25 protein-coding genes are annotated in these 25,344 nt (G+C 47.0%); 23 read left to right on the top strand and 2 right to left on the bottom strand.

The window, feature by feature from the left end; translation table 11 throughout:
• Positions 1–67: 67 nt before the first annotated feature.
• Positions 68–682 carry a TetR/AcrR family transcriptional regulator gene (locus tag DHBDCA_RS07130; protein ID WP_015043534.1) on the bottom strand — a complete coding sequence of 205 codons (615 nt, stop codon included), beginning with the start codon at positions 680–682 and terminating at the stop codon, positions 68–70.
• 197 nt (positions 683–879) lie between these two features.
• Here DHBDCA_RS07130 and DHBDCA_RS07125 point away from each other — a divergent pair, with 197 nt between their 5' ends.
• The 23 genes from DHBDCA_RS07125 (at position 880) to DHBDCA_RS07015 (ending at position 23,614) form a co-directional block, all read left to right on the top strand.
• The gene (locus DHBDCA_RS07125) at positions 880–2,154 is read left to right on the top strand and encodes a YhgE/Pip domain-containing protein (RefSeq protein ID WP_021315256.1); all 1,275 of its coding nucleotides are present in this window, start codon (positions 880–882) and stop codon (positions 2,152–2,154) included.
• Positions 2,155–2,415: 261 nt separating this feature from the next.
• Positions 2,416–2,868, top strand: a complete 453-nt coding sequence (locus DHBDCA_RS07120) for a peptidoglycan-binding domain-containing protein (RefSeq protein ID WP_242824994.1) — start codon at positions 2,416–2,418, stop codon at positions 2,866–2,868.
• A gap of 318 nt (positions 2,869–3,186) precedes the next feature.
• Positions 3,187–4,080, top strand: a complete 894-nt coding sequence (locus DHBDCA_RS07115; protein ID WP_015043530.1) for a sigma-E processing peptidase SpoIIGA — start codon at positions 3,187–3,189, stop codon at positions 4,078–4,080.
• Positions 4,081–4,112: 32 nt separating this feature from the next.
• A complete protein-coding gene (gene sigE / locus DHBDCA_RS07110) occupies positions 4,113–4,817 on the top strand; it encodes an RNA polymerase sporulation sigma factor SigE (RefSeq protein WP_242825012.1) in 705 nt (234 codons plus the stop codon).
• 80 nt (positions 4,818–4,897) lie between these two features.
• Entirely contained in the window at positions 4,898–5,671 is a 774-nt protein-coding gene (gene sigG, locus DHBDCA_RS07105; protein ID WP_015043528.1) for an RNA polymerase sporulation sigma factor SigG, read from the top strand.
• Positions 5,672–5,740: 69 nt separating this feature from the next.
• Entirely contained in the window at positions 5,741–5,995 is a 255-nt protein-coding gene (locus tag DHBDCA_RS07100) for a YlmC/YmxH family sporulation protein (RefSeq protein ID WP_015043527.1), read from the top strand.
• An 87-nt stretch (positions 5,996–6,082) separates the two neighbouring features.
• Positions 6,083–6,883, top strand: a complete 801-nt coding sequence (gene pgeF, locus DHBDCA_RS07095; RefSeq protein WP_015043526.1) for a peptidoglycan editing factor PgeF — start codon at positions 6,083–6,085, stop codon at positions 6,881–6,883.
• 18 nt (positions 6,884–6,901) lie between these two features.
• The gene (locus DHBDCA_RS07090) at positions 6,902–7,879 is read left to right on the top strand and encodes an HlyD family efflux transporter periplasmic adaptor subunit (protein WP_242824993.1); all 978 of its coding nucleotides are present in this window, start codon (positions 6,902–6,904) and stop codon (positions 7,877–7,879) included.
• Positions 7,880–7,988: 109 nt separating this feature from the next.
• The gene (locus DHBDCA_RS07085) at positions 7,989–8,678 is read left to right on the top strand and encodes a YggS family pyridoxal phosphate-dependent enzyme (RefSeq protein WP_015043524.1); all 690 of its coding nucleotides are present in this window, start codon (positions 7,989–7,991) and stop codon (positions 8,676–8,678) included.
• 48 nt (positions 8,679–8,726) lie between these two features.
• Positions 8,727–9,254 carry a cell division protein SepF gene (locus DHBDCA_RS07080; RefSeq protein WP_015043523.1) on the top strand — a complete coding sequence of 176 codons (528 nt, stop codon included), beginning with the start codon at positions 8,727–8,729 and terminating at the stop codon, positions 9,252–9,254.
• Positions 9,205–9,594: a YggT family protein gene (locus DHBDCA_RS15945; protein ID WP_343205475.1), complete on the top strand. Its 390-nt coding sequence runs from the start codon at positions 9,205–9,207 to the stop codon at positions 9,592–9,594. Before DHBDCA_RS07080 ends, DHBDCA_RS15945 begins: the two co-directional genes overlap by 50 nt.
• 413 nt (positions 9,595–10,007) lie before the next feature.
• A complete protein-coding gene (locus tag DHBDCA_RS07075) occupies positions 10,008–10,589 on the top strand; it encodes a phosphate propanoyltransferase (RefSeq protein WP_015043521.1) in 582 nt (193 codons plus the stop codon).
• A 26-nt stretch (positions 10,590–10,615) separates the two neighbouring features.
• Positions 10,616–11,086, top strand: coding sequence for a signal peptidase II (gene lspA, locus DHBDCA_RS07070; RefSeq protein ID WP_015043520.1), 471 nt, complete (start codon positions 10,616–10,618; stop codon positions 11,084–11,086).
• Positions 11,067–12,032 (top strand): RluA family pseudouridine synthase, encoded by a 966-nt coding sequence (locus DHBDCA_RS07065; protein WP_015043519.1) that lies wholly within the window; start codon positions 11,067–11,069, stop codon positions 12,030–12,032. The genes lspA and DHBDCA_RS07065 overlap by 20 nt, the downstream gene beginning before the upstream one ends.
• A 160-nt stretch (positions 12,033–12,192) precedes the next feature.
• Entirely contained in the window at positions 12,193–12,738 is a 546-nt protein-coding gene (pyrR, locus tag DHBDCA_RS07060) for a bifunctional pyr operon transcriptional regulator/uracil phosphoribosyltransferase PyrR (RefSeq protein WP_015043518.1), read from the top strand.
• Positions 12,739–13,133: 395 nt separating this feature from the next.
• Positions 13,134–14,069, top strand: coding sequence for an aspartate carbamoyltransferase catalytic subunit (locus tag DHBDCA_RS07050; protein WP_015043516.1), 936 nt, complete (start codon positions 13,134–13,136; stop codon positions 14,067–14,069).
• Complete coding sequence (locus DHBDCA_RS07045) at positions 14,056–15,393, top strand: dihydroorotase (RefSeq protein WP_015043515.1); 1,338 nt, start codon at positions 14,056–14,058, stop codon at positions 15,391–15,393. The genes DHBDCA_RS07050 and DHBDCA_RS07045 overlap by 14 nt, the downstream gene beginning before the upstream one ends.
• A complete protein-coding gene (locus DHBDCA_RS07040; RefSeq protein ID WP_015043514.1) occupies positions 15,393–16,487 on the top strand; it encodes a carbamoyl phosphate synthase small subunit in 1,095 nt (364 codons plus the stop codon). Before DHBDCA_RS07045 ends, DHBDCA_RS07040 begins: the two co-directional genes overlap by 1 nt.
• The gene (carB, locus tag DHBDCA_RS07035; protein ID WP_015043513.1) at positions 16,488–19,664 is read left to right on the top strand and encodes a carbamoyl-phosphate synthase large subunit; all 3,177 of its coding nucleotides are present in this window, start codon (positions 16,488–16,490) and stop codon (positions 19,662–19,664) included.
• Positions 19,665–19,860: 196 nt separating this feature from the next.
• Complete coding sequence (locus DHBDCA_RS07030) at positions 19,861–20,688, top strand: dihydroorotate dehydrogenase electron transfer subunit (RefSeq protein ID WP_015043512.1); 828 nt, start codon at positions 19,861–19,863, stop codon at positions 20,686–20,688.
• Complete coding sequence (locus DHBDCA_RS07025; protein WP_015043511.1) at positions 20,675–21,601, top strand: dihydroorotate dehydrogenase; 927 nt, start codon at positions 20,675–20,677, stop codon at positions 21,599–21,601. The genes DHBDCA_RS07030 and DHBDCA_RS07025 overlap by 14 nt, the downstream gene beginning before the upstream one ends.
• Positions 21,602–21,605: 4 nt before the next feature.
• Positions 21,606–22,298, top strand: a complete 693-nt coding sequence (pyrF, locus tag DHBDCA_RS07020; protein ID WP_015043510.1) for an orotidine-5'-phosphate decarboxylase — start codon at positions 21,606–21,608, stop codon at positions 22,296–22,298.
• A gap of 161 nt (positions 22,299–22,459) precedes the next feature.
• Positions 22,460–23,614: a GGDEF domain-containing protein gene (locus DHBDCA_RS07015; protein ID WP_015043509.1), complete on the top strand. Its 1,155-nt coding sequence runs from the start codon at positions 22,460–22,462 to the stop codon at positions 23,612–23,614.
• On the opposite strand, the gene DHBDCA_RS07010 is transcribed toward DHBDCA_RS07015, so the two are convergent.
• Entirely contained in the window at positions 23,604–25,097 is a 1,494-nt protein-coding gene (locus DHBDCA_RS07010; protein ID WP_015043508.1) for a sensor domain-containing diguanylate cyclase, read from the bottom strand. The two genes, DHBDCA_RS07015 and DHBDCA_RS07010, sit on opposite strands and share 11 nt — an antisense overlap.
• Between the last annotated feature and the right edge of the window lie 247 nt (positions 25,098–25,344).

The following is a 25,344-nucleotide window of genomic DNA, read 5'->3' as shown; positions in this document are numbered from 1 at the left end:
ATTCAAAAAAATAGTACATGTCATTGATTACCATGTGCTTCATAACCTATTATATTTCCTTCAGAATTCAGGAGGGAATATTGGGGGTTAAAATACCTTGAGCCAAGCCATTAAACATTAGTTCGTTATATAAGGTAACCAGTTCATCTATGGGTATTTTCATACCGTTTTTTATCCAATATATAATAATACCGACATTTGCCGATAGACCATATTCTAAAATTAATCTGTAATGGTCTTTATTTATGTTTTTTTCCTTATCGCGTAATAATAAATTATCAAGGAGCACAAGCTTTACATAATCTTTGATTTTATTAATAAACGAAATGTCACCGGTTGGGCCGAGAAGGGCTTCAAAATACAAGTGATGCTTTTGGATATAGGCAAGTATACTGCTGAAGGCATTTCTTGCTATATGAGGGTCTCTTATTATAATGATATCTTTGCTAAACTCAAGAAAAATTTCTTTCATACCATTCAGCAACTCGTTTTCAATTTGCTCACGTAAATCATAAATATCCTGGAAATGAAGATAGAATGTTCCCCTATTTAACCCGACTCGATTGCAAAGCTCCTTAATACTCATTTTATCGATCATTTTATCATGATTTAACGCAATGAAAGCATCCATGAAAATGCGTTTTGTCTGAATGGACTTTTTTGGACCAGCGATTCTCGTCATAAAAATCACTCCTATGTAACAATTAGGGAGATACGTGGAAATATAAACATTTCCAAATGATCTGTTGATTGATCACGGTAACCTTCTATGATATTTTTATAATAAATCAACACTGTGTTGATTTCAATAGCGGTGTGGGTGAATTACATAGCCCAAGATTACAGCCTAAAAAAGAAAATAGGGAAAGGGTTGAGATAATGGAGATTATTGTTGGTATTTTAAAACAAAAAATATTGTGGATTGGATTAGCAGTGGTGATTCTATTTGCATCGGTGCTGACAATTGCACTTTTAGGATCAACGATTAATGCTGAATTGAAAGGTGCGCCTATGGCTTTAGTTTTGCAGGATGAGGGAGTAGCCTTGCAGTCCGGAGTAGAATTGAATTTTGGGCAAAAAATAGTAGACTCGGTAATGACATCAATCGGCGGCCAGGACAACTCAGCCTTTAAGTGGACGATTCTCACTGACAAAAATGAGGCGATGGATGCAATGAATGATCAGAAATATTATGGTGCTCTGATTATTCCAAAGGACTTTAGTAAAAAGGTGATGTCTGTCACAAGTGCAAACCAGACGCCTGGTGAAGTTGAGGTATATATCAATAACGGAATGAGTCAAACCGTAGCCAATGTTTTGACGCAGGTTATGGAAAAAATGGAGACGGGTATCAATGACAAATTAAGAACACAGCTAGCAGCTCAGCTAGCCAGCGCGACTAAACAAACTCCGGAGATCGGCCAAAGCCCGTCAAAGCAAACCAGTCAAACGGCTTCCGCCCAAGCCGCAGCAATGCAAGCGCAGAGGCAAATGATGCAAAGTCTGCAGCAGAATACGCTCGTAAGTTTTACAATTGACAAAGTTAACGTTATTCCCGATCACAGTGCCAATGGCAATGCACCTGTTTCTGTCACAATGTTGGCTTGGATGACCGGCTTAACATCATCCATACTCCTCTTTTTTGTAATAAAGAAAGTTGAGCCAACTAAAAAAACGGAAAAGGCGCTTACGATTGGAATACAGATCGTTTGTGCCATTGCGTTTTGCTTCATTGCTTCGTTGGTTATCTTGATTGTTGGAAACGGCTTATTGAAAATGACGATTCCGAACAGTTTTGAGTTCTGTTTATATTTTACACTGATAAGCTTCAGTTTTTTCCTAATGCAGTCAATGCTGGTAAACGGATTAGGTGCTCAGGGAATTGTACTTGTCATGCTGATATTCTTTTTTGGGCTGCCAATGATTTCTCTGCCTTATGAAATGCTTTCCTCTGCGTCAAAGTTTTGGTTATATTCCTGGATGCCTTTACGCTTTGGCGTAGAGGTGATGCGGGATTTCTTCTATTTTGCCGGCAGCAATATGATTAAACCAATGACATCGTTATTGTCGGCTGGAGCTATATGCTTGGCTCTATCCTTCCTCTCCGTGTTTATGCCTGTTAAAAAAAGCAAAACTTCAAATCTGGGATTTTAAACAGAGGTCCTAAAATTTTACTGGCTTTTCATTCACGATAAAAGAAGGCGGTGTTGCATAACTACTTTTTTGTAGCTTTGCGGCACCGCCATGTATTTTTTTTGATAACCGAAGAGCTTCCAAGCGCTTGGGAATTTTGGGGCAGGTCTTTTTCACATAGTCGCCCTAAGAAAACATAAGATGGTGGTAAGCTTATAAAAAAATAATGCCCAGAACTTACTAGAAAATATAAGGATAATTAACATCGAGGGGGTAGCTTCAATGAGCCTTCGGCTAACTAGAACTCTCAAGCTGGGGATGCGTGGTAATGATGTCAGACAGCTGCAAATTGCGCTGATTGAACTGGGCTATGACCCTGGAACTCCAGATGGTATTTTTGGTCCCCGTACCCAATCAACAGTAATGGCCTTTCAGCAAAATAACGGGCTGGTACGGGACGGAATTGTAGGTCCGGTAACGACAGCTGCTTTGAACAGAACCCTTACTGAACCTGCTTTTCTCAAAGTCGGTTCCCGAGGTCCGGAAGTTGCTACACTGCAGTCAATCCTTAAAGAACTCGGTTATGACCCAGGAATGGCTGATGGAGTATTCGGGTCTAAGACCAGGGAAGCTGTGATTGCTTTCCAAAGAGATAATGGACTTATCCCAGATGGTGTTGCAGGACCGCAGACCTTTACAGCTTTAAATCAGGTAATCCGCCGCAGGACAATGTAGTTTCTACAAACGTTAATATTTAACGAACTACCACCAATATGCTGGCGGTTAATTTAGCGACCACATACATTGAATTCCTGAGGTTTTGGCACGTCAGCGAGGATTAGATTAGAGCGAGCAGCTGCGAGAACGTGCAAGCGGGGTGCTCTGGGCAAGGCTGATACCCCGGAAAAGAAAAAATAACCAAATATCCCCCATAATCTGTATTCCCTTAGCCAAAAAAATCGCATCCCAAGCCCACGTAAAGCGACAGGATTTCTCTCTGTGCAGAGGTATAATTTGTTAATGAAATGACTTCGCGCAGAAAGGATTTCGGGTATGGTCTACCTGGATATTATTCTGTTCATCAATGGGGCTATGGATGCTTTTTTGTTGGTTTTTACGGCCCATCTGCTTCGAAAAAAGATTCAGGTTCGAAATCTACTGGGAGCAGTTCTTCTTGGCGAGCTGCCAATTGTATTCATCATCTTTGGTCCCTCGTTGGTCATTGCTGTTTCCAGAATCCTGATTCCTGTCGGCATGGTCGCAGTGGCTTTAAAGACCAAAACAATCCCTGATCTGGCTAAAGGACTCCTGTATTTCAGCCTTCTGGCATCCTTAAGCGCCGGAATCTATTATGCGCTGGCGGGTTGGCTTGGGTTGAAAGGCACAGGGCTGGCTTTAAAGGATTTATGGGTCCTGCCTGTGATTGCCCTGATTCTGACCGCAGGATGCCGGGTCTGGGAGAAAATCCAAAAAACGACGTTATTTCTCGACAATGTGTGCTACGAGGTTGAGCTGTCTTTTGAGAATGGCCGGCAGGCACAGATTAAGGCACTGCTGGATACCGGAAACGAACTGCGGGACCCGCTGACCGGGACACCTGTGATGGTCGTGGAAGAAAAAGCTGTGGCCCAGGCCCTACCGGAAGAAATTCAAAGGTTTCTGCTTATGCCCTGGAGGGAGAGTGCCAACCCCTGGACTTATATCTGGAACAGTGAAGACCCCTGTATACAAAAAATGGTGTTCATCTCCGCCAGGGGAATCAATGGCCAAACCTGGCTGCCGGGAATCCGGCTCGGATCTGTTAAGATCCGTCAGGGGGAAAAAGTATGGGAACATGCCGTTACCGCCGCCTTGGTCCCGCATGGTCTGAATTCGGAAGGTAAATTTGTGGCCCTGCTGCATCCGGAACATATTCAAATGCCAGTTGGCAAGGAGGAGATCGCCTGATGAACCGCATCAAACAGTACTATAGGGCAGTAATGTTGGCATTTAAGAAAAAATTAATTTTTTTGTCCCTGAAACTGCATCGGGTAAGGGAGGTCTTTTATGTCGGCAGCAGCGAAGCCCTGCCACCCCCGCTGCGCCTGGAAGAAGAGGAGTATCTGATCACGAGACTCGAGCATGGGGACCTTTCGGTGAAAGATATGCTGATCGAGCGCAACCTAAGACTGGTTGTTTATATCTCCCGCAAATTTGAGAACACTGGAATCGGTATCGAGGATTTGGTTTCGATTGGGACGATCGGTTTGATTAAAGCGGTCAATACCTTTGATCCCGCCAAGAAAATCAAGCTGGCCACTTACGCTTCCCGTTGTATTGAAAATGAAATTCTGATGTATCTGCGCAGAAATAATAAAATAAGGACAGAGGTTTCTTTCGATGAACCTCTGAATATCGACTGGGACGGCAATGAGCTGCTTCTGTCCGATGTACTGGGAACCGAGAACGATATCATCTCGCGCCCGATCGAAGAGGAGGTCGACAGGCAGCTGCTGGACCTCGCAATGGGCAGTCTGAGTGAGCGGGAAAAGCTGATTATGGAGCTCAGATTTGGCATGGGCGGATGCGAAGAAAAGACGCAAAAGGAGGTGGCTGACCGCCTCGGAATCTCGCAATCATACATATCTAGACTCGAAAAGCGCATCATACGCAGACTGCGGAAAGAATTTGTCCGGCTGGAATAACGATTTGGAATAACTTGTCTGCGGTTAGGGCATACTCTCCAGAGAATAACCATGAAAAACCACATCTGGAGGGTATTTTAATGGTCTTAAACAAGGTTGAGATCTGCGGGGTGAATACGTCCAAACTGCCCGTCTTAAGTGGTGCCAAGATGAAAGAACTGTTTTTGAAATTTCAGGCTGGGGACAAGTCGGCCCGCGAACAGCTAGTCCGGGGAAATCTTCGGCTGGTGCTCAGCGTGATTCAGCGGTTCAGCAATAGAGGGGAGCATGTGGACGACCTTTTTCAGGTAGGCTGTATTGGCCTGATGAAGGCGATCGACAATTTTGATCTTGGTCAGAACGTCAAGTTTTCTACCTACGCTGTCCCAATGATTATTGGGGAGATACGGCGCTATTTAAGGGATAACAATCCGATCAGAGTCAGCAGATCTTTACGGGATATCGCTTATAAAGCCCTACAGGTTCGGGACAAGCTGGCGTCCGAGTGCTCGCGGGAGCCGACAATCAATGAGATTGCCGAGAAACTGGAAATCTCCCATGAAGATGTTATTTTTGCGCTCGATGCGATCCAGGAACCTGTGTCGCTTTTTGAACCGATCTATCATGATGGTGGCGATCCAATTTTTGTCATGGATCAGATCGGTGATGACAAACAGTCGGACAAACTTTGGCTGGAATCGATTTCGATCAAGGAAGGTATGGGCAAACTCGGAGAAAGGGAAAAGAAGATTATCTCGCTGCGCTTCTTCCAGGGCAAAACCCAGATGGAAGTGGCCGACGAAATTGGGATCTCCCAAGCCCAGGTTTCCCGTCTGGAAAAGGCAGCTCTTAAGTATATGCGCAAGCATGTCTGAATTCAATTCAAATATGTCATGATTGCACCCCCTCCTCATATGATAGTAAGTGAGAGGAGGGGCTTTGCCATGAGAGTCTCTGAATTGAGGGTACTCGATATTATCAACATAGAGGACGGGCGGCGCTTAGGGCCGGTCATCGACCTTGATCTGGATTTGGAAAAAGGGATTGTGAAAGGCATCATTATCATGGCCTCCTCCCGGGGGAAAGGCTTTTTTGGCAGTGGGAGGACGGGCGACGTATTTGTTCCTTGGGAAAAAGTGATCAAGATCGGTATTGATGTAATCCTGGTCGACGGCAGGGATTTAATCAATATCAACTAAAGATTGTAAGAGAGCTGTATTCAAAGGTTTTTTTCGATATAATAGATAGAAATGATTTAAGGTTTGACTGCAATGAGGTATAATCATATGGCATGGGAAAGACAAACGGTCGGCGGACTGGCTTACCTGACAATTCCTAAATGGTCCCTTCACGGAGTAACCGCCGTGTTCTCGACCAGGGACGGGGGCGTCGGCAGCCCGCCTTATTCCTCTTTGAATCTGGCTTTGCATGTCGGTGATACGATTGATGATGTTTTACATAACAGACGGATATTTCTGGCCGGAATAGGGCGTTCACCAGAAGACTGTGTTGCCGCTGAACAGGTTCACGGTACCGCTGTTCGATTTGTAGCAGAAACAGACCGGGGCAGGGGTATGCAGGACTTGGTATCGGCGCTGCCGTCCTGCGACGGAATGATTACGGCGCAGGACGTAGGACTGCTTAGTTTTTATGCGGATTGTGTGCCTGTCTTCTTTTTCCATCCGCACAGCAGAATCATCGGGCTTGCGCATGCCGGCTGGAGAGGAACGACGGCCAATATCGTCCAAGAAATGGTGAACAAGATGATTCAAGTCGGAGCTGATGCGGAAGAATGTTTGGCCGCCATCGGCCCCTGCATCGGACCCTGCTGTTATGTCGTTGGAGATTCCGTCGCTTCAATATTTCGAGAAAAATGGAACGAACCTTCCGTGCTTTCGGAAACGGCACAGGGTGAGTACAGTCTGGATTTACAGGAAGCAAACCGTCAGTTGTTGGTCTCCGCCGGAATTCGCGCAGAGAATATATTGACCGCTCAAATGTGCACATCCTGTCATCCCGGAGAATTCTTTTCTTATAGGAGAGAAGGGATAACCGGCAGGATGGCCGCTTATATTGGATTCTCATAAGTACTGTTTGTAAGAGGAATGATGATGGCTAAAAAAACCAGAAAAAGATTTAATGTATTTTTTATTATATTGGTTTTGTCTATAATCGGCCTATTCCTTTGGGATTACCGGTCATCGTGGATTGCTGGCTCACTTTCATTTGAGACTGTTCATCAGGGCCTTGTAGAACACGAAAAAACAGTGAAGGCCGTATTTGCCAATACGGAAACCGTACTGACGGCGCCGGCTGAAGGAACCGTTGTACTGGTTGGCGAGGAAGGAAGAAGATTTAAAAAGGGTGAATCAGTAGCCCGGGTGATCCCTGCCGGAGTAGGACATGAGCAATCTGACTCAGGAATATGGATAAGCGCACCGGTTTCGGGCCTGTTTTATTCGCAGCGGGACGGGCTGGAACAGATCATGACACCGGAAAATCTGATGAATATGGATCTGGACAGATTATTGGCCCAGACGCAAAATGATCGGACAGAAACAGAGCAGACAGAGACTGCCCAGGGGAACGGTCAGTCTGCGGATAACAGTCAGAATACCACGGTCAGTCTGCATTCCCCGATCGGCAAAATGGTGAACAACCTCTATCCGAGCTGGGTGTTTGTGTATCTGGGGATCCAGGATTCCCTGGCTATTGGAGATGTTGTTGAGTTTGTGATTGATGACGAAGAATGCTATGGTACGGTCATGAAACTTTCGGCGCAGCCCGGAGGAGCAGTGATCCGTTTTAGTCAATATGTGCAAGGGACCACGGAGAACAGGATACGCGAAATTGTCTGGAGATTTCGGTCCCCGACCAAGGGTTTGGTCGTTCCTGCCAGTGCCTTGTGCACCTCCGGTGAGGAAAAAGGAGTCTATGTCCTGGAGGATGGCGTGATCCGCTACCAGAGTGTCATTGTCAAGGACAGCAACGAGAATTTAGTCTGTGTCGAAGGCCTTCCAGAGGGCGTTCAGGTTGTCGTTAGCCCGAGAGAGGGCATTGAAGGCATGTATGTAAAGTCATGATTTTAAAAAAATCAATAAATTAAGCCATTTCTTGCATAAGAAGCAGGGAAATCAAGGAAAATGTAGAACATATAAATGATCATACGCCAACAAAGGCGGCAGGAGTCCAATGAGTATAATCAATAACATTTCGGAAGTACAGCAAAAAATTGCGGCAGCTGCTGCGAGAGCAGGCCGCAGCCCGAAAGATATCGCACTTCTGGCCGTATCCAAGACAGTACCTGAAGACAGGATCATGGAGGCATACAGGGCAGGCTTAAGGGCTTTCGGGGAAAATAAAGTACAGGAGTGGCAGACCAAGCATCTCTTGCTGCCGCAGGATTGCCAGTGGCATATCATTGGCCGTCTGCAGACGAATAAGGTAAAATACCTAGACGACAGCATCGCGCTAATTCATTCGCTGGATCGCTTTGCTCTGCTGGAGAAGCTGAATCTGGAAGGGGAAAAACGCCAGATCAGATGGAAGACGCTTGTCCAGGTCAATGTTGCGAGGGATGAGGCCAAAGCCGGTCTCGAGATCGAAGAACTTCAGGACTTTATGGATAGCGTGCACGACTTCCCCTATGTGACTGTTCACGGACTAATGACGATTGGGGCCCTTAATGCCGGACCCGAAGAAACAAGAGGGTATTTCCGGAAACTCAGGGAGATCAGAGATGATTTACTGACGAAAGGTGCCGGAGGGCCTAATGGGCTTCCCCACTTGTCGATGGGGATGAGCCAGGATTATGAAACTGCGGTCGAAGAGGGCACTACGATTGTCCGGGTCGGAAGCACGATTTTTGGACACAGGAATTAATTATTTTAAATAAAACTTATTGAAAAATTAAAATCATGGAGGATGAAAATGGCAAAGATACTTGACAAATTTATAGGTATTATGGGTTTTGGGGACGATGAGGACGATTTCGAACCTGAAGAATTAGAAGAAGAGTATTCCGGAAGAGCAGAAAAGTCCAGAAACAGCAGTTTCAGAGATAATGCGCTCAGAGAACCTGCTCCAAGCGAATCCTTCAGCAGGGAAACATACAAAGACAATGCCCTGAAAAGAAAACAGGCTTCTGTGGTCAGCATTCACACCCAAAAGCAGGTAAGGGTCATCGTCGTAGAGCCGGTCTCTTTCGAGGAAGCCCAGGGAATCGCCGAACACCTTAAAGCCCGCAAATCAGTTATTCTGAACCTGGAACGGACCGACGGTCATTTGTCCCAGCGGATCGTTGATTTTATCAGCGGTACGACCTATGCTTTAGGTGGGAATATGCAGAAGGTTGGCAATGGTATTTTTCTGTTTGTCCCAAATAATGTGGATATTAGCGGCGAGCTGAATTACAAAACGACCGAGCGGGATATCCTCTGGCCTAAAATCAACAATTAACCGAAGGCATTCATCCACAGGCATTAATCTTGGGGGGGTAATCAGAATTACGATTCTTTATTGGAGTTACGCAATTATCGACAAGGTCCTTCTGATCCTGGAATGGCTTGTAATCATACGCTGTATTTTATCCTGGATACCTCATTCGCCAAGCAACAGATTTATTCGGATCATTTACGATATCACTGAACCACTTTTGAGGCCTTTTCGAAAAATACGGCTTGGTAACCAGGCAATGATGGTGGATTTTGCCCCGTTTTTTGCTGTCCTGGCCATCGTGCTGATCAAAAGTGTGATTCTTGCGCCACTTTATGCGCTTATTGCCAGGCTCATTATTTAGAACGGAAGAAGCGTCCAGCAAATGCAGTGAGATATTGAATATCGCAAATAGAAAACTCGTCCTGAGACGAGTTTTCCGTATTCTCAACCGAATGCCATGTCATCCATGACGTATTCGACACCGTGAAGGCAATTTAAACGCCTTTACACTTCCTGTACCGTCGCGGGGTTTGACTTCATATGGTAAAATAATTCTAGTTCCCAATGCCAGGTCTGCCGGTATCGGAGTCTTTGAAGACAAAAAAGTCTTTTTTGAATCTTGAACGTACTGTGCGGGATATCTGCAGCTATCTGGTTTATAATAGAAACATTAAAGTATTGCGGTCATTTATGTCGGAAAGCTTCTTGACAAGCAATTGTTGCGATCATGGACCATGGAGCAATCATTCAAACAAACATTGAGGAGTGAACATCATGCGTACATTTTCTGTTCCGGTTGGAATATCCAATCGTCATCTTCATCTTTCGGAGGAACATATCAACCAGCTTTTTGGTGAAAACAGTACACTTACTAAAAAGAAAGACTTGAGTCAGCCCGGACAGTTTGCGGCTGAAGAGACCGTAACACTGATCGGTCCCAAAGGGAAACTTGAGGGAGTCCGTGTCCTGGGGCCTGCCCGTGATGAAACCCAGATTGAACTTGCTGTGACAGATGCGATTAAAATGGGATTAAACATTTCGGCAAGAGATTCCGGCAATACCGAAGGGACACCCGGTATTGATATTTCAGCCGGAGATAAAAAAGTAAGTCTGGAACGCGGAGTCATTGCTGCGATGCGTCATATCCATGCCAGTGAAGACGATGCGCTGCAGTATGGTATCAAGGATAAGGATATGGTAAAAGTGCTTTTTGAAGGACCTCGTGGCGGCATTCTTCATAACGTTCTGGTCAGAGTAAAATCAACTTATGCACTTGATCTGCACATCGATACCGATGAAGCGAATGCGCTGGGGCTTAAAAACGGAGATACCGGAACGGTGATCATTGAGGATTAATGATTCATTAGATGGAGGGTAACCTTTTGCCATTCTTATATACCTGGGTAACACTGATCGTTGTCTTAGTCTTAGACCGTCTCAGTAAATGGGTCGTTCAAAGCAATATGACGCTGGGAGAAAGCCGGGTCGTTATCCCGGGCTTTTTCCATCTGACATATATATTGAATCCCGGTGCGGCCTTTGGCATGCTGCAGGGCCAAAAGTGGGTGCTGGTCACTGTTTCTGTAATTGTTCTTGCCGCCCTGTTCTATTTTCAAAGAAAAGTGCCGCAGGGACAAAGGCTTATGCGGGTAAGCATGGGTCTGATCGGGGGCGGAGCGCTCGGTAATCTCTGGGACCGATTGCTTACCGGAAAAGTGATTGATTTTCTTGATTTCAAGGTCTGGTCCTATATTTTTAATATCGCCGACAGCATGATTGTCATCGGCGGTATCTTGTTGATTATTCTTTTGATGCGAATGAAAGAGGATACAAATGACGAATCATTATTTTGAAGAAGAAACGCAGGATCATTTTATTGAGGAGCCGGACAGCGAGGAATGGCAGTTTGTTCAGGCAGCTCCCGGCCAGCGGCTGGATACGGCGCTGGCGGAATGCACCTCACTGAGCAGAAGCTATATACAAAACCTTATCCAGCAGGAACGCGTGCTGGTCAATAGCCAGCCTAAGAAGGCCAATTACCGGGTTCAGGAAGAAGACCGTATTGAGATCAGTATTCCTCCTGCGCAGAAGCTGGATGTTCTGCCTGAAGAATTACCGCTGGAAATTGTGTATGAAGACGATGATCTTCTCGTCGTCAATAAACCCCAGGGCATGGTGGTGCATCCTGCTCCTGGTGCGTGGAGCGGAACGCTGGTCAACGCACTGCTGTATCACTGCCAAAACCTCTCCGGGATTAATGGTGTCATCCGCCCGGGAATTATTCACCGAATCGACAAAGATACTTCCGGGCTGTTGGTTGTTGCCAAAACGGATAACGCGCATCATCATCTTGCCCATCAGATTAAAGAGCACAGTGTCGGACGAAGCTACAGGGCTGTCATTCACGGATTAATGTCGGAACCGTCGGGAACTGTGGATGCACCCATTGGCAGAGATCCAAAGGATCGTAAGAAAATGGCGGTTGTTTTTAAGAATTCCCGCAATGCGGTGACGCACTATTATGTTCTGGAACGATTTATGCATTTTACCGAGATCAAGGCGGTGTTGGATACAGGAAGGACCCACCAGATCAGAGTGCATATGGCATATTTGAAACACCCTGTGCTGGGAGACCCGCTTTACGGGCCAAAGAAAAATCCTTTTGGCTTGACCGGGCAGGTTCTTCATGCCGAGACACTGAGTTTCATTCATCCGCGGACCGGAGAAAAGATGACATTTACGGCAGATCCACCCGAATCATTTCGGGACGTTCTGGAAAAGCTAAAGAATAGCGATTGACATTTGATGCATAGTACACTAAACTAATTATGATAAAATTGAATCAGTTGCCTTTAAAATTGTCCCGTGAGGCAGGTAAGGCAGATAAAATGTTGTACGTGAAGTATAGCTGTCTGCTCCTGCAGGCAGCTTTATTATTTTTGAAAGAAGGCGAACTCAAATGGAAGGTACGCCAAAAAACAGGATCATGGATGCGGACGGGATCCGCAGAGCGATTAGCAGGATATCCCATGAAATCCTGGAGAAGAATCAAGGAACGAAAGATCTTGTCCTGATCGGGATAAGGACGAGGGGAGTGCCTTTGGCGGAACGCATTAAGGAAAGGATTGCAGAATTTGAGGGTGTATCGGTTCCTCTCGGGCTGCTTGATATCACACTTTATAGAGACGACCTGAGTATGATCGATATTCAACCTGTGTTGCACGAGACCAAAGTGCCGTTCAGCTTAGATGGGAAAATCGTCATTTTGGTCGATGACGTTTTGTTTACCGGCCGTACAGTCAGAGCAGCGCTCGATGCACTGCTCGATCTCGGAAGACCATCGAAAATCCAACTGGCCGTTTTGGTAGACCGGGGGCACCGGGAACTGCCGATCAGGGCCGATTATGTCGGCAAAAATGTTCCGACTTCCAGCAGGGAAATTGTTTCTGTGTGCCTGGAAGAAACGGATGGAAGTGAAGAAGTATTCCTACAGGAAAAAACGTAACGAACATTTTGAGTCCAACCCTTTAAATGTTATCCTGAGAGATAGCCAAGGGAAAGCGAGAAAGTTGATTATTCAATTCCTCCTGCCTTCCTTTTGGTGGGAGGTTTTTCTTTTTTGGGGATTACGATGATCGGGTAAATCTACGTAATGGATAGCCGCTTTCGGAAGATTGCGCCCTCCGTGGCGCAAACATCCGCGCTCCGCATCGTGCTTCACTTGACGCTGGCTATCCATTACGTAGATAAATCTCGGGTCAAAGATTCCGAATATATTTTATACAATCAAACCAAATTCTCTGATAAAACGAACTTAAAAAGCATGGAAAGAAATTTGGGGTTGGAATGGATTGAGAAGTAAATTCAGGCATGAAGAAATGATTGATGGGAGGCGTACGCATGAACTGGAAGCACAAGGACCTGCTTGATCTGGACAAACTGACAGCGGAAGAAATTAAACATATTTTGAAGACCGCGGCTCCGATGAAAGAGATTCTGGCAAGACCCAATAAGAAATTACCGACACTGAGAGGGAAATCTGTGGTCATGCTTTTTTATGAAAACAGCACCCGGACCAGGACTTCCTTCGAGACTGCGGCCAAAATCCTTGGAGCAGATACGTCAAATATTGCAGTTGCCCAAAGCAGTGTAAGTAAGGGAGAAACCCTTCTGGATACAGCGAAGACGCTTCAGGCCATGAAAGTTGATTTGGTAGTCATCAGGCATGGCAGCTCAGGGGCGGCAGAGTTCCTCGCCGATGAGCTTTCAGCCGGCGTGATCAATGGTGGTGATGGCCAGCATGCCCATCCGACTCAGGCCTTACTGGACTTTTTTACGATGCAGGAAAGACTGGGCGAACTTCAAGGCAAGAAAATTGTGATTGTCGGCGATGCGCTGCACTCTAGAGTTGTGCGGAGCAATGTCCTCGGACTGAAAAAACTTGGTGCCGAAGTCGTTTTGGTTGGCCCGCCGACACTGCTGCCATCGGAAATGAATTACCTTGGTGTGAAAACCTCTTACGATTTGGATAAAGAACTGCCCGGGGCCGATGCGGTGATGGCTCTCCGTCTTCAGTTGGAAAGGCAGCAAAGCGGCCTCTTTCCGTCAATCCGGGAATACAGCAGGTTATATGGTCTTAGCCAGGAAAAGTTAAAACAAACCGGCAAAGATACCATTATCATGCACCCCGGTCCGATGAACAGAGGCGTCGAGATTACGAGTGATTTGGCTGACAGTGTGCAGTCTGTGATTGAAGAGCAGGTCACCAACGGCGTTGCCGTTCGGATGGCTTTGATTTACTTGCTGATAGGAGGGACAGGCAGTGTTGTGGATTAAGAATGCGTATGTGGTTGACCCGGCCCAAGGATTGTCCGGGATCAATGATGTCTTGGTTAAAGATGGCGTTATCGTGAAATCAGCCGGGAACCTGCAGCCTGCAGACGTTCTGGAAGCGCTGGAAGCCCAGCGGCTTGACGATGTGCTGCAGGTTGAGGGGGAAGGAAAATATTTGTTCCCCGGTCTAATTGATGTGCACGTGCATCTCCGCGAACCCGGTCAAGAGGAGAAGGAAGATATCCGCAGCGGTTCCAGAGCTGCGATAAAAGGAGGATTTACCTCGATACTCGCCATGGCCAATACAACGCCGATTGTTGACAACCGTGCGCTAACGGAATTTGTGCGGCTGCAGGGAGAACGCGCCGCTATGGCCAGAGTCTATCCGATCGCGGCGGTAACGAAAGGTTTTCTTGGCAAAGAGCTGGTCGAGATGATGGATATCCTCGACGGCGGAGCAGTTGCGTTTTCCGATGACGGTAAAGGAATCCAGAATGCTGAGATGATGCGTCTGGCACTGGAATACGCCAAGCTAACCGGCTGCCCGATCATCAGCCATTGTGAAGATGACAGCCTGGCCGGACACGGTGTGATGCGCAAAGGTGAAATGAGTGCGAGACTCGGCTTAAGAGGAATTCCGGCCAGCGCCGAGAGCGTAATGGTGGCCAGGGATGTGCTGCTGGCGGCTGAAACAGGAGGGAAACTCCATATTGCGCATGTATCGACCAAAGAAAGTGTGCAGATTATCAGAGAAGCAAAAAAAATGGGTGTGGATGTAACGGCCGAAGTGAATCCGCACCATCTGATCTTTATGGATCAGGATGTTAGCCTGACCAATGCCTCTTATAAAGTCAATCCACCGCTTCCTTCTGCAGAAGACCAGATTGCGCTGTTGGAAGGCTTGCTGGACGGGACGATCGATATGCTGGCGACAGACCATGCCCCGCATACCTGGGAAGAAAAGACTCGGCCTTTTGCCGAAGCACCGTTTGGGATCAACGCGCTGGAAACAGTCCTAGCCGCAGTCTGGCAGAACCTCGTGTTAAAAGGAAAAATAACCCCGGATCAGGTCATCGCTTTATGGTCGGCGAACCCGGCTCGCCGTTTCGGCCTGCCGAGTGGAACACTTCAACCCGGGAGCCAGGCCGACTTGGTCCTGTTTGACCCGGAATACCGGGAAATGATTTCTGCGGAGACAATGGAGACAAAGTCGCAGAATACCCCTTTCCTGGGACAGGAGATGCAGGGATTCCCAGTAATGACCATTGTCGGCGGAAAAATACGAATGGCCGGAAGAAAGCTTTTAGATAATAAGGAGGAAGCATAATGGCTTGGCTGGTTTTAAGTGACGGAAAAGCTTTTGAAGGAGAAAAATTTGGTTCCTGGATTGGCCGAGACCACGTGATCAAAGGGGAAGTCGTATTCAATACTTCGATGTGCGGATATCAGGAGATGATCACCGATTTGTCCTATGCCGGACAAATCCTGACATTTACGCACCCGCAGATCGGGAACTACGGCTGGCATAATGAAGAGAGCGAAGCTGACAAGGTACTGCTTAAGGGTATCATCGTGCGGGAGCTCTCGGCTGGCGAAGGCAGCCTGCATGCCGATGGAAGCCTGGAAGATTTCTGTATGAAACAGAATATCCCTGGCTTAAAAGGCGTCGATACCCGGGCGTTGACCCGCTATATCCGGAACAATGGGACGATGTCCGGCATAATGGTCGAGAAACTGGAACAGGCCGCAGCGTTCTGGCAGAAAAGCACGCCGCAGGATTTTGACCCTGAAAAACATTGGGTGTACCAGGCGACATCTGACGAAGAATATGTCATTCCCGGTAACGGTCCGGAGTTGGCCGTACTTGATCTTGGCGCCAAAAAGAATATTTTGCGCTGCCTGCAAAAAAGAGGTTACCGGCTGCATGTTTTCCCTGCAGGGACTCCCTCTCAGAAAATAATGGAGTTGAGGCCACAGGGACTTGTGCTGAGCAATGGACCTGGAGATCCATCCCGTCTGCCGGAGATCGCCGAGAATATGGGGAAACTGATTGCAGAATTACCGATTATGGGAATTTGTATGGGTCATCAGATTATGGCAATAGCCGCGGGCGCTTCAACCTACAAGCTACCGTTTGGGCATCGCGGAGGGAACCATCCTGTTCAGAACAAAGAAACGGGCAAAGTAACCATGACTTCTCAGAACCATGGTTATGCTGTCAGTGAAGAATCGCTTCGAGGAACTGGGTTTAACATCATGTATGCGAATTTGAATGATGGCACGGTTGAAGGCCTGAAGCACGAAAAATATCCGGTTTTAACTGTGCAATATCATCCTGAAGCTGCACCGGGCCCTGAGGAAAATGATGAAATATTTGACCGCTTTGCAGAGATGCTGAACGCTAATTGGGGGGAAATGTAAATGCCGAAACAAAATTGGCGGAAGGTCATGGTGATTGGTTCAGGACCCATCGTGATCGGACAGGCGGCTGAATTTGACTATGCTGGAACGCAGGCCTGTCGGGCTTTAAGGGAAGAAGGCGTGGAAATTGTTCTGGTCAATTCCAATCCGGCTACGATTATGACGGATAAGGAAATTGCCGATAAAGTATATATCGAGCCTCTGACACTGGAGTTTTTGGAGAGAATTATTGAGAAGGAAAGACCCGACGGACTCATTCCGACTATGGGCGGCCAAACTGGACTGAACCTGGCTTTCCAGCTAGCCAAAGCCGGTATTCTGGACCGCTGTGGTGTTACGCTTTTGGGAACGCCGCTGGAGAGCATCAGCAAGGCGGAGGACAGGGAGCTTTTCCGGAATTTGATGAACGAAATCGGGGAACCGATCCCGGCAAGTTCGATTGTTTCTGATGTGCAGGAGGCCCTGGAATTTGCTGAAGAAATCGGCTATCCGGTGATTGTTCGACCGGCATTCACGCTGGGCGGTACCGGCGGCGGAATCGCCAAAGATGCGGATGCCCTGGCAACGATTGCCGCCAGCGGAATCAAAGCCAGTATGATTGGGCAGATTCTAATCGAAAAAAGTGTAGCCGGCTGGAAAGAAATTGAGTATGAGGTGCTGCGGGACAGCTGCGGCAATAGTATCACGGTTTGCCATATGGAAAATATAGATCCTGTCGGCGTCCATACCGGTGACAGCATCGTCGTGGCGCCCTGTCAGACGCTTACGGATAAGGAAGTTCAGACACTTCGGACTTCGGCCCTGAAAATCGTGGCGGCCCTCGGTATTGAGGGAGGCTGCAATGTTCAATATGCGCTGCATCCGGAAAGACTTGAATACTGTGTCATTGAGGTCAATCCGCGTTTGAGCCGTTCGAGCGCGCTGGCTTCCAAAGCGACCGGTTATCCGATTGCGAAGGTAGCTGCCAAAATAGCGATTGGCTATACGCTGGCTGAACTGCCGAATGCAGTAACCGGGAAGACTTCGGCCTGCTTTGAACCTGCGATCGACTATGTGGTCGTGAAAATCCCGCGCTGGCCTTTCGATAAATTTTCCGATGCCGACCGCAGGATTGGTACGCAAATGAAGGCGACCGGAGAGGTTATGGGTTTGGGCCGTAATTTGGAGACGGCCCTCTTAAAGGCAGTACGCTCCCTAGAAACTAAAGCCTACGGCATCCTGCTTGAAGAGATGGAGTATATCGACGATGAACTTCTTCGGAAAAGATGTAGCCTGCCGGAGGATAATCTGCTCTTCGTGATCGCGGAAGCTTTCCGGAGGGGATGGACTGTAGACGAAATTAATCGGTTAAATGAGTGGAATCCTTACTTTTTGAAGAAAATAGAAGGGATTGTCAGGACATCCGCAGAAATAAAGCAACAGATCTGGGATTTGACAGTTCTGGCGAAAGCAAAACGGCTTGGTTATTCCGACCGTCAGATTGCCAGACTTTGGAATACGACAGAGCAGCAGGTCTATGATTTCAGGATCCAAAACAACCTGAAGCCTGTCTTTAAAATGGTCGATACCTGCGCCGGGGAGTTTGAGGCGACGACCCCGTACTTTTACTCGAGCTATGATGTCGAGGATGAGGTCCAGCCGACAGATCGACGGAAAGTTGTCGTCCTGGGATCGGGGCCGATCAGGATCGGTCAGGGCATCGAGTTTGATTATTGCTCGGTTCATGCTGTGAAGGCGCTGCGCAAGGCAGGTATTGAGAGTATCATTATCAACAATAATCCGGAAACAGTGTCTACTGACTTTGATACGGCCGATAGGCTTTACTTTGAACCGCTCACAATTGAGGATGTCACGGCAGTCCTCGAGAAAGAAAAACCTGAGGGTATCGTCGTCCAATTTGGCGGACAGACTGCGATCGGGTTATGCAAAGGACTGGCGGAACGCGGTTACCGGGTTCTTGGCACGACGGTTGAAGACACGGACAGAGCGGAAGAGAGAGGAATCTTTGATGAAGTTCTGCAGCAGCTGGGTGCTCGCCGGCCCCGCGGCGGATGTGTTTCCAGCATGGAAGAAGCTGAAAAGCTTGCAGAGGATATCGGTTATCCGCTGATTGTACGTCCTTCCTATGTGCTTGGAGGAAGAGCTATGCAAATTGTTTATGAGCCTCAGGAACTCCAGGGCGTATTTGCAAGGGCTTTGGCGGATTTTCCGGGACAAAGCATCTGGATCGACCAGTATCTTCTCGGCAAAGAGGTCGAAGTCGATGCGATTTCCGACGGGGAAACCGTCTGCATTCCCGGAATCATGGAACATCTGGAACGGGCCGGTATTCATTCCGGCGATTCGATTGCGGTCTATCCGCCGCAAACGGTTGCAGACCACGTCAAGGAAATCATCGAGGACTTAACCGTTTCGCTGGCCCGGAGCCTGCGGATAAAAGGCTTGTTGAATATCCAGTATGTCATCTATAAAGATCAGGTCTATGTTTTGGAAGTCAATCCCCGCTCCAGCCGTACGGTTCCTTTCTTAAGCAAGATTACCGGCGTGCCGATTGTGGAATTGGCCACCCGGGTTATTCTTGGAGAGAAGCTGGGAAGCATGGGTATTAAATCCGGTTTGTGGCCGGTTGGAGAGAAGGTTGCGGTAAAAGCGCCGGTATTCTCTTTCTCCAAGCTGCTGCTCGTTGAACCTTCTCTGGGTCCCGAAATGAAATCAACCGGAGAAGTCATGGGGATTGATTATGATTATGAAAAAGCGCTCCAGAAAGCATTGATGGCCGCCGGCATGCAGATATCGGTTTACGGCACGCTGCTTGCCACCCTGGCTGACCGTGATAAAGAAGACGGGATACGGCTGGTTAAACGTTTTGCCAAACTTGGCTTTAGAATCATTGCCACGGAAGGGACGGCCAAGGCGATTCGCCAGTCCGGTATTGAAGTTGACACGGTTGGTAAACTTCATTCCGGATCGGACGATATCACTGAGAAAATCCGCAAGGGTCGTGTCCAGTGTGTCTTAAATACAACCACACATGGCAGAATCATTGCCAGCGACGGTTTTGCGATCCGTAGAAGTGCCGTCGAACATGGCGTACCGTGCTTTACCAGTATGGATACGGCTGAAGCCTGGCTGCATGTTCTGGAGGCCAATACGCCGAGCATCATACCGCTCGGCTAATCTAAGTAGCTATACCTTTCACTGGCTGCAGACTAGTCTCCGTAATGGATGGCCAGCGCCAAGCGGAGCACGGATGCGAAGCGCGGGATTTTGTGTCAGGGATGACACAACGACCGAAAGCGGTGATCCGTTACGGAGACTAACCGAGCATTGTTGTAATGTAATATACGAATCGATCTACAGGGAGTTGAGCATCATGAACCTCAAGGAAAAAGTCGTGATTAATGAAGGGATCGGACACCCCGCTCAAGGCTTGTACAAACTTGTTTTGAGCGGAGAAGCTGCAAAAACAGCTCGACCAGGCCAGTTCCTGCATATCCAGGTCACGGACACGAGTGACCCGCTTCTGCGCAGACCACTTAGCATTGCCGGGATCGACCCTGAACGTGGAGAAGTGACCATCTACTACAGAATCAAAGGGAAAGGAACTGAACTACTCTCGAGGATACCGGCGGGTCAAGTGCTTAGTGTGCTGGGACCGCTGGGGACGGGCTTTTCAATCCCGGAGAAAGGGGAACTTCTGCTGATTGCAGGCGGAATAGGGATGTTTCCGCTGTTCTCTGTAATCCAGTCCGCGGAGAAATATCCAGTAAAGATAAAAGTCCTCTGGGGAGGAGAAAACAAAGATTTTCTGGACAGTGCAGATTTGAATCTACTGCTGCAAAAAGGTTTGGATGTTGAACTTTCAACGCTGGACGGAAGTTTTGGAGAGAAAGGTCTGGTCACCACACTGCTGGAAAAGCATCTGGCTGTCGGAAGCACGCATGAATTGCTGCGCGAGGGGCTTCTGCAGGCTGCAGCCTGTGGTCCGAACGGTATGCTGAAGGCTGTCGCAGGAATTTGCCTAAACAGCGATGTTCCGCTGGAGGTTTCTTTGGAAGAGCGGATGGCCTGCGGGGTAGGCGCATGTTTGGGCTGTGTCTGTACTGTCAGAGCCGAAAACGGCGGACTGAAACGAAAACGCGTCTGCAAAGAGGGACCAGTAATGAATGGGCAGGAGGTGGTCTGGGATGCAGACATTTAATCTTGAGACTGATCTGGCAGGATTAAAGCTTAAAAATCCTGTCATCACTGCCTCCGGCACGTATGGCTTCGGTGAAACCTATGCTCCGTTTTATGAACCCTCTGTTCTCGGTGGGATCACAGTCAAAGGGATTACACCGCTTCCGCGTCTTGGGAATCCTGTACCGAGGCTCGCGGAGACTCCATCAGGCCTACTGAATTCTGTAGGCTTGGAAAACCCCGGACTGGAGGCTTTCTTAAAAAACTATCTACCGGAGTTAGCCTTGCTGGACACAGCAGTGATTGTCAATATCTCGGGCTTCTCACTGGAAGATTATGCTCTGATGGCATCATCCTTCCAACGCGGCTGCGGGATTGCAGCCCTGGAAGTTAACATCTCTTGTCCGAACATCAAACACGGCGGGATGGCTTTCGGAACTGATCCCAAGAGTGCGGAAGAAGTCATCGCTGCCGTCAGAAAGGAAACGGATCTGCCGTTGATTGCGAAGCTGTCTCCGAATGTGACCGATATTACAGCGATGGCTAAAGCTGTGGAAAGTGGCGGGGCGGATATCATTTCTTTGATTAATACGCTTCTGGGCATGCAGATTGATCTCAATGCCCAGAAACCGGTGTTGGCCAACACGATGGGGGGGTTATCCGGTCCCGCAGTCCGGCCGGTAGCCGTCAGAATGGTCTATCAGGTCTATCAGACTGTAAAGCTGCCGGTCATCGGCATGGGAGGAATTTTGACCTGGCAGGATGCTATCGAGTTCATGCTGGCAGGTGCTTCGGCAGTGAGCATCGGAACAGCTAATTTTGGCAATCCGCTTGCGCCTGTTGAGATTTTGGAAGGAATTAAGGCCTATTGCAATCAGAGAGGTTATCAGTCGGTCGGGGAAACCGTTGGACTTGCCCATGCGCAGAAAGGATGAAAAAATGGAAACTTTGCAAAGTTTAAATGAAAAAGTTATCGTTGCCCTGGATGTCAATACGAAAGAAAAAGCCCTGGACATTGCCCGGGTGCTTGCCGGCAGCGGGTGCTGGCTGAAGGTCGGCCTCGAGCTTTATGCGCTTTCAGGTTTAAGCCTGATTCAACAGTTCAAGGAGCTCGGATTTAAAATATTTCTCGATCTCAAGCTGCATGATATTCCTACCACCGTCGAAAAAACCCTAAGGGTGCTGACCGCCTCCGGCGTGGATATGATCAATGTCCACTGCAGCGGCGGATATGAAATGATGGCCAGAGCGGCCGAGGTCGGCCAAAAGGCCGGCAAAACCATCATCGGCGTAACCGTCCTTACAAGTATGGGACAGGAAGACCTGACATCGATCGGGGTGCAGGGCAGTACGCAGGAGCAGGTACTGAAACTGGCAATGCTCGCTAGGAAAGCAAATTTGAACGGGGTCGTTTCTTCCGCGCAGGAAGCAAAAATTCTCCGGGAGGAATGCGGAGAAGATTTTCTTCTCGTAACACCGGGGATCCGGCCGGCCTGGAGCGAAAAAAATGACCAAGTACGGGTTCTTACCCCGCGCATGGCCCTGGAAGCCGGAAGCTCTTATCTGGTAGTCGGCAGACCGATTACCTTGAATGAGAATCCCAGGGAAGCCATAGAGCACCTATGGGATTAAAATAGGAACAGTATTTGTATTGACAGGATTTGGCTATCGTTATATAGTTGTGACGTTATAAGTTGACATGATATTGTTATATTGTTTGAAGCTATATTTTACAGCATAAAAATGACAGCATAACTTGACAGCATGAAAAAATTCATGAGGTTAGGCAATTCATGAGGTTTGAACGTTTACGTAAATACTTTATGGTTCTTCCAAAAGAAAACAAGGATGAATTTTCGCGGCAGCTTTGGAAAGATAATTTTTTAAAGCTAATTGTTGTCGCGGGATTTTTTAGCATTTGTGAGAGTTTGCTTCTGATTTTTTTCCCGCGTGCGGTCGTAGACGTTGAAATCAGCATATTGATTTTTGTTCCGATCAGTTTGCTGATGCTTCCGCTTCTTATTCAAGTATACCGGAAATGCAACGTTTACAGAAAGGAAATCATCTATTGTACAGAAGTTGGATATTTAATCATTTTACTGGTTTTTGGCTGCGCGCTTAGTGTTCTGCCGCAAAATGAACTTGTTTCTATTAATCCCTATATTATTGCGGTATTCGGCATAGCAGCTTTTATCTATTTAACTCCTTTGACAAGTTTTATTTTGTATTTTACCATTTACCTTTTCTTTTTCGGGGTTATTCCATACTATCAACCCGATCCATATACGGTGGAGATTCTGCGTATCAATGCCTTTATAATGAACCTGTGCGCCTGGATTTTTTGCAGGATGGTGTTCAGAATCAGATTATTGTCCTTGATTTATAAGAAAGAAATTGAAACCAAGAATACAATATTGGCCGACCTATCCGTCCGCGATTCGATGACATCCCTATATAACCATGAAAATCTCTTTCTGAAACTCAAGGAAGAGATTGAACGTGCCAAACGGATTGATTATCCACTGTCTATCATTATGATGGATATCGATGATTTTAAAGACATCAACGACCGGTTCGGTCATCAATGCGGAGACGATGTCATCATCCGTGTTGCCGGAATATTGAGCCAGGCATGCCGGAGTACCGATATTATCGGCAGATATGGCGGGGACGAATTCGTCATTATCCTGCCTGATACTGCCTCGGATGAGGTTTTATTCCTGGCGGAACGGCTGAGATATAAGATAGCACTAACTGATTTTCGGGAAGGCATACATATAACAGTAAGCGGAGGAATCAGCGAGCTTAAAGAAGAATCGGCCGAGGAACTGATCAAAAAAGCTGACCTCCAGCTGTATAAAGCGAAAGCCAACGGTAGGAACCGGTTTGAGGCAGGATCTCTGGTAGACGATGTCCAGGGAAGCTTGTGGGCTAATTTCAGAGGATGACAACGCCATTGAACTCAACCCTGTTGCGTCCTTGTTCCTTGGCTCGGTAGAGAGCGTTATCCACCTTCTTGATCCAGGAATCTATGTTATCGGTATTGGCTAGTTCGGTGACCCCGATGCTTGCCGTGATTTCTCCGACTTCCTGGAACAGGTGTTCCGCAATCAACTCCCTGAGCCTGTCGGCGTACTGCACGGCGTTTCCGGCCCGAAGGTGAGGCGCCAGGATCAGGAATTCTTCCCCTCCCCAACGTGCTAAAGAGTCAAAGCTTCGGATATTATCCCGCAGAAGGTTCGCAAACTCAATCAAGGCCTGATCCCCAGCCTGATGTCCATAGTTGTCATTGATCAATTTGAAGTGGTCAATATCCAGAAGCAGCAGGGAAAGCGGATACTTGTTACGTCTGGAACGTTCAATTTCAATTGCCGAATTCTTCAGAAAGCATCTTCGGTTCCAAATATTTGTGAGCTGGTCGGTGAATGCTGATTTTTCCAATTCAGCATTCACTTTTTTTAAAGCTTCAGCTGTGCGTTTGTGCTCTTTCAGTTCTTTGCTCAGAGAGTGGATCAGCTTGAGATTTTGGATAACCGTGCTGAGCTGCCCGCAAACAGCCTGCAGCAATTCCTTATCTTTGGCTTTGAAAGGCTTATTATGCTTATTAATCAGTCCAATGCCGCCGATCGTTTTTTGTTCAAACATGATCGGAAAAGCCATTTCATCAGTAAAGCCATAATCAAGAAATAACTGTTTGATGCTTTCATCAATTTTAGTTTTTTCCGTATACTTGGAGTATGCCATAAAGCCTGATGTAAGACTTTGACCGATAAAACCGACATACTGCGGCAGAATTTCTATTTTGCGGATGATTTCTTTGGGCAGTCCAAGCGTATAATATAACGCCGGTCCTTGCAGGTAGTCATCATAAATGTAAAAAACAAAAGCATCAAATTCAAACGTGCTTTTCATGATATCGGCAGCTTGTCGGATGAGTCTGTTAATGTTCTTTTCACTTGTCGTCGCCTGATAAATATTATATAAGACCTCAAGACGGTTGTACGTCTCTTTTAATTCTTCCTCTACCTGGACCCGGTCCGTGATGTCGCGGACAATGGATGTAGCGAGATATTTATTGCCGACCAATTGTCTGACGGTGCTTAATACTTCGACCGGGATTAGATGACCGTCCTTATGTTTGTGAAATGTCCGGAAAAGAGAAAGTCCTCCGTAATCAACATATTCAATAATGTTTTGGTTAATTCCGCCCGCAACAATAGGGTCAAAGTCCCTAATATTGAAGGTGAGCAGCTCTTCTCTGGTGTAGCCCAATGTCCGGCAGGCGGCTTCATTGACGAAAGAGAGGTTTCCTTCGTCATCGACCCAGAACACGCTATCGGGTATTTTTTCAAGGCTCATGAAGGCATATAGAAGTTTTTCTTCTTTATCCTGCTCACTTTTGAAATAGACATCAAAATCCTGAAATAGCATTTAAACCACCTTGGTAAATGATCTATTATTTTCTAATCATAAATAATAGATTATTTTAGTTTTTAGATATTATCAAATAGTGATTACTAGTAAATAAAAGAAATGTAAAATAAAGTAAGAAATATTTCTGTAATCTATTATATAACAAAAAATAATAAATATAATAACTATTTTTGTAAATAATGCGGCAAACGTTTTAAGTATGAAAACATTGTTTGTAGCCATCGAAGATATCCTATTCTTCAAG

The sequence above is a fragment of the Dehalobacter sp. DCA genome, assembly GCF_000305775.1.
GTDB classification, from domain to species: domain Bacteria; phylum Bacillota; class Desulfitobacteriia; order Desulfitobacteriales; family Syntrophobotulaceae; genus Dehalobacter; species Dehalobacter alkaniphilus.
The sequence above is the reverse complement of the archived record's forward strand: the minus strand, read 5'-3'. Positions and strand labels throughout refer to the sequence as shown.

What these genes read in the sequence shown, in the direction of transcription:
- DHBDCA_RS07050 (WP_015043516.1), top strand. Translation starts at nt 13,134, where the DNA reads ATGAACTGGAAGCACAAGGACCTGCTTGATCTGGACAAACTGACAGCG.
- DHBDCA_RS07080 (WP_015043523.1), top strand. Translation starts at nt 8,727, where the DNA reads ATGGCAAAGATACTTGACAAATTTATAGGTATTATGGGTTTTGGGGAC.
- DHBDCA_RS07030 (WP_015043512.1), top strand. Translation starts at nt 19,861, where the DNA reads ATGAACCTCAAGGAAAAAGTCGTGATTAATGAAGGGATCGGACACCCC.
- DHBDCA_RS07125 (WP_021315256.1), top strand. Translation starts at nt 880, where the DNA reads ATGGAGATTATTGTTGGTATTTTAAAACAAAAAATATTGTGGATTGGA.
- pyrR (WP_015043518.1), top strand. Translation starts at nt 12,193, where the DNA reads ATGGAAGGTACGCCAAAAAACAGGATCATGGATGCGGACGGGATCCGC.
- DHBDCA_RS07085 (WP_015043524.1), top strand. Translation starts at nt 7,989, where the DNA reads ATGAGTATAATCAATAACATTTCGGAAGTACAGCAAAAAATTGCGGCA.
- DHBDCA_RS07090 (WP_242824993.1), top strand. Translation starts at nt 6,902, where the DNA reads ATGATGATGGCTAAAAAAACCAGAAAAAGATTTAATGTATTTTTTATT.
- DHBDCA_RS07040 (WP_015043514.1), top strand. Translation starts at nt 15,393, where the DNA reads ATGGCTTGGCTGGTTTTAAGTGACGGAAAAGCTTTTGAAGGAGAAAAA.
- DHBDCA_RS07115 (WP_015043530.1), top strand. Translation starts at nt 3,187, where the DNA reads ATGGTCTACCTGGATATTATTCTGTTCATCAATGGGGCTATGGATGCT.
- DHBDCA_RS07015 (WP_015043509.1), top strand. Translation starts at nt 22,460, where the DNA reads ATGAGGTTTGAACGTTTACGTAAATACTTTATGGTTCTTCCAAAAGAA.
- pgeF (WP_015043526.1), top strand. Translation starts at nt 6,083, where the DNA reads ATGGCATGGGAAAGACAAACGGTCGGCGGACTGGCTTACCTGACAATT.
- DHBDCA_RS07025 (WP_015043511.1), top strand. Translation starts at nt 20,675, where the DNA reads ATGCAGACATTTAATCTTGAGACTGATCTGGCAGGATTAAAGCTTAAA.
- DHBDCA_RS07065 (WP_015043519.1), top strand. Translation starts at nt 11,067, where the DNA reads ATGACGAATCATTATTTTGAAGAAGAAACGCAGGATCATTTTATTGAG.
- DHBDCA_RS07120 (WP_242824994.1), top strand. Translation starts at nt 2,416, where the DNA reads ATGAGCCTTCGGCTAACTAGAACTCTCAAGCTGGGGATGCGTGGTAAT.
- pyrF (WP_015043510.1), top strand. Translation starts at nt 21,606, where the DNA reads ATGGAAACTTTGCAAAGTTTAAATGAAAAAGTTATCGTTGCCCTGGAT.
- sigG (WP_015043528.1), top strand. Translation starts at nt 4,898, where the DNA reads ATGGTCTTAAACAAGGTTGAGATCTGCGGGGTGAATACGTCCAAACTG.
- carB (WP_015043513.1), top strand. Translation starts at nt 16,488, where the DNA reads ATGCCGAAACAAAATTGGCGGAAGGTCATGGTGATTGGTTCAGGACCC.
- sigE (WP_242825012.1), top strand. Translation starts at nt 4,113, where the DNA reads ATGTTGGCATTTAAGAAAAAATTAATTTTTTTGTCCCTGAAACTGCAT.
- DHBDCA_RS07010 (WP_015043508.1), bottom strand. Translation starts at nt 25,097, where the DNA reads ATGCTATTTCAGGATTTTGATGTCTATTTCAAAAGTGAGCAGGATAAA.
- DHBDCA_RS07075 (WP_015043521.1), top strand. Translation starts at nt 10,008, where the DNA reads ATGCGTACATTTTCTGTTCCGGTTGGAATATCCAATCGTCATCTTCAT.
- DHBDCA_RS07130 (WP_015043534.1), bottom strand. Translation starts at nt 682, where the DNA reads ATGACGAGAATCGCTGGTCCAAAAAAGTCCATTCAGACAAAACGCATT.
- DHBDCA_RS07100 (WP_015043527.1), top strand. Translation starts at nt 5,741, where the DNA reads ATGAGAGTCTCTGAATTGAGGGTACTCGATATTATCAACATAGAGGAC.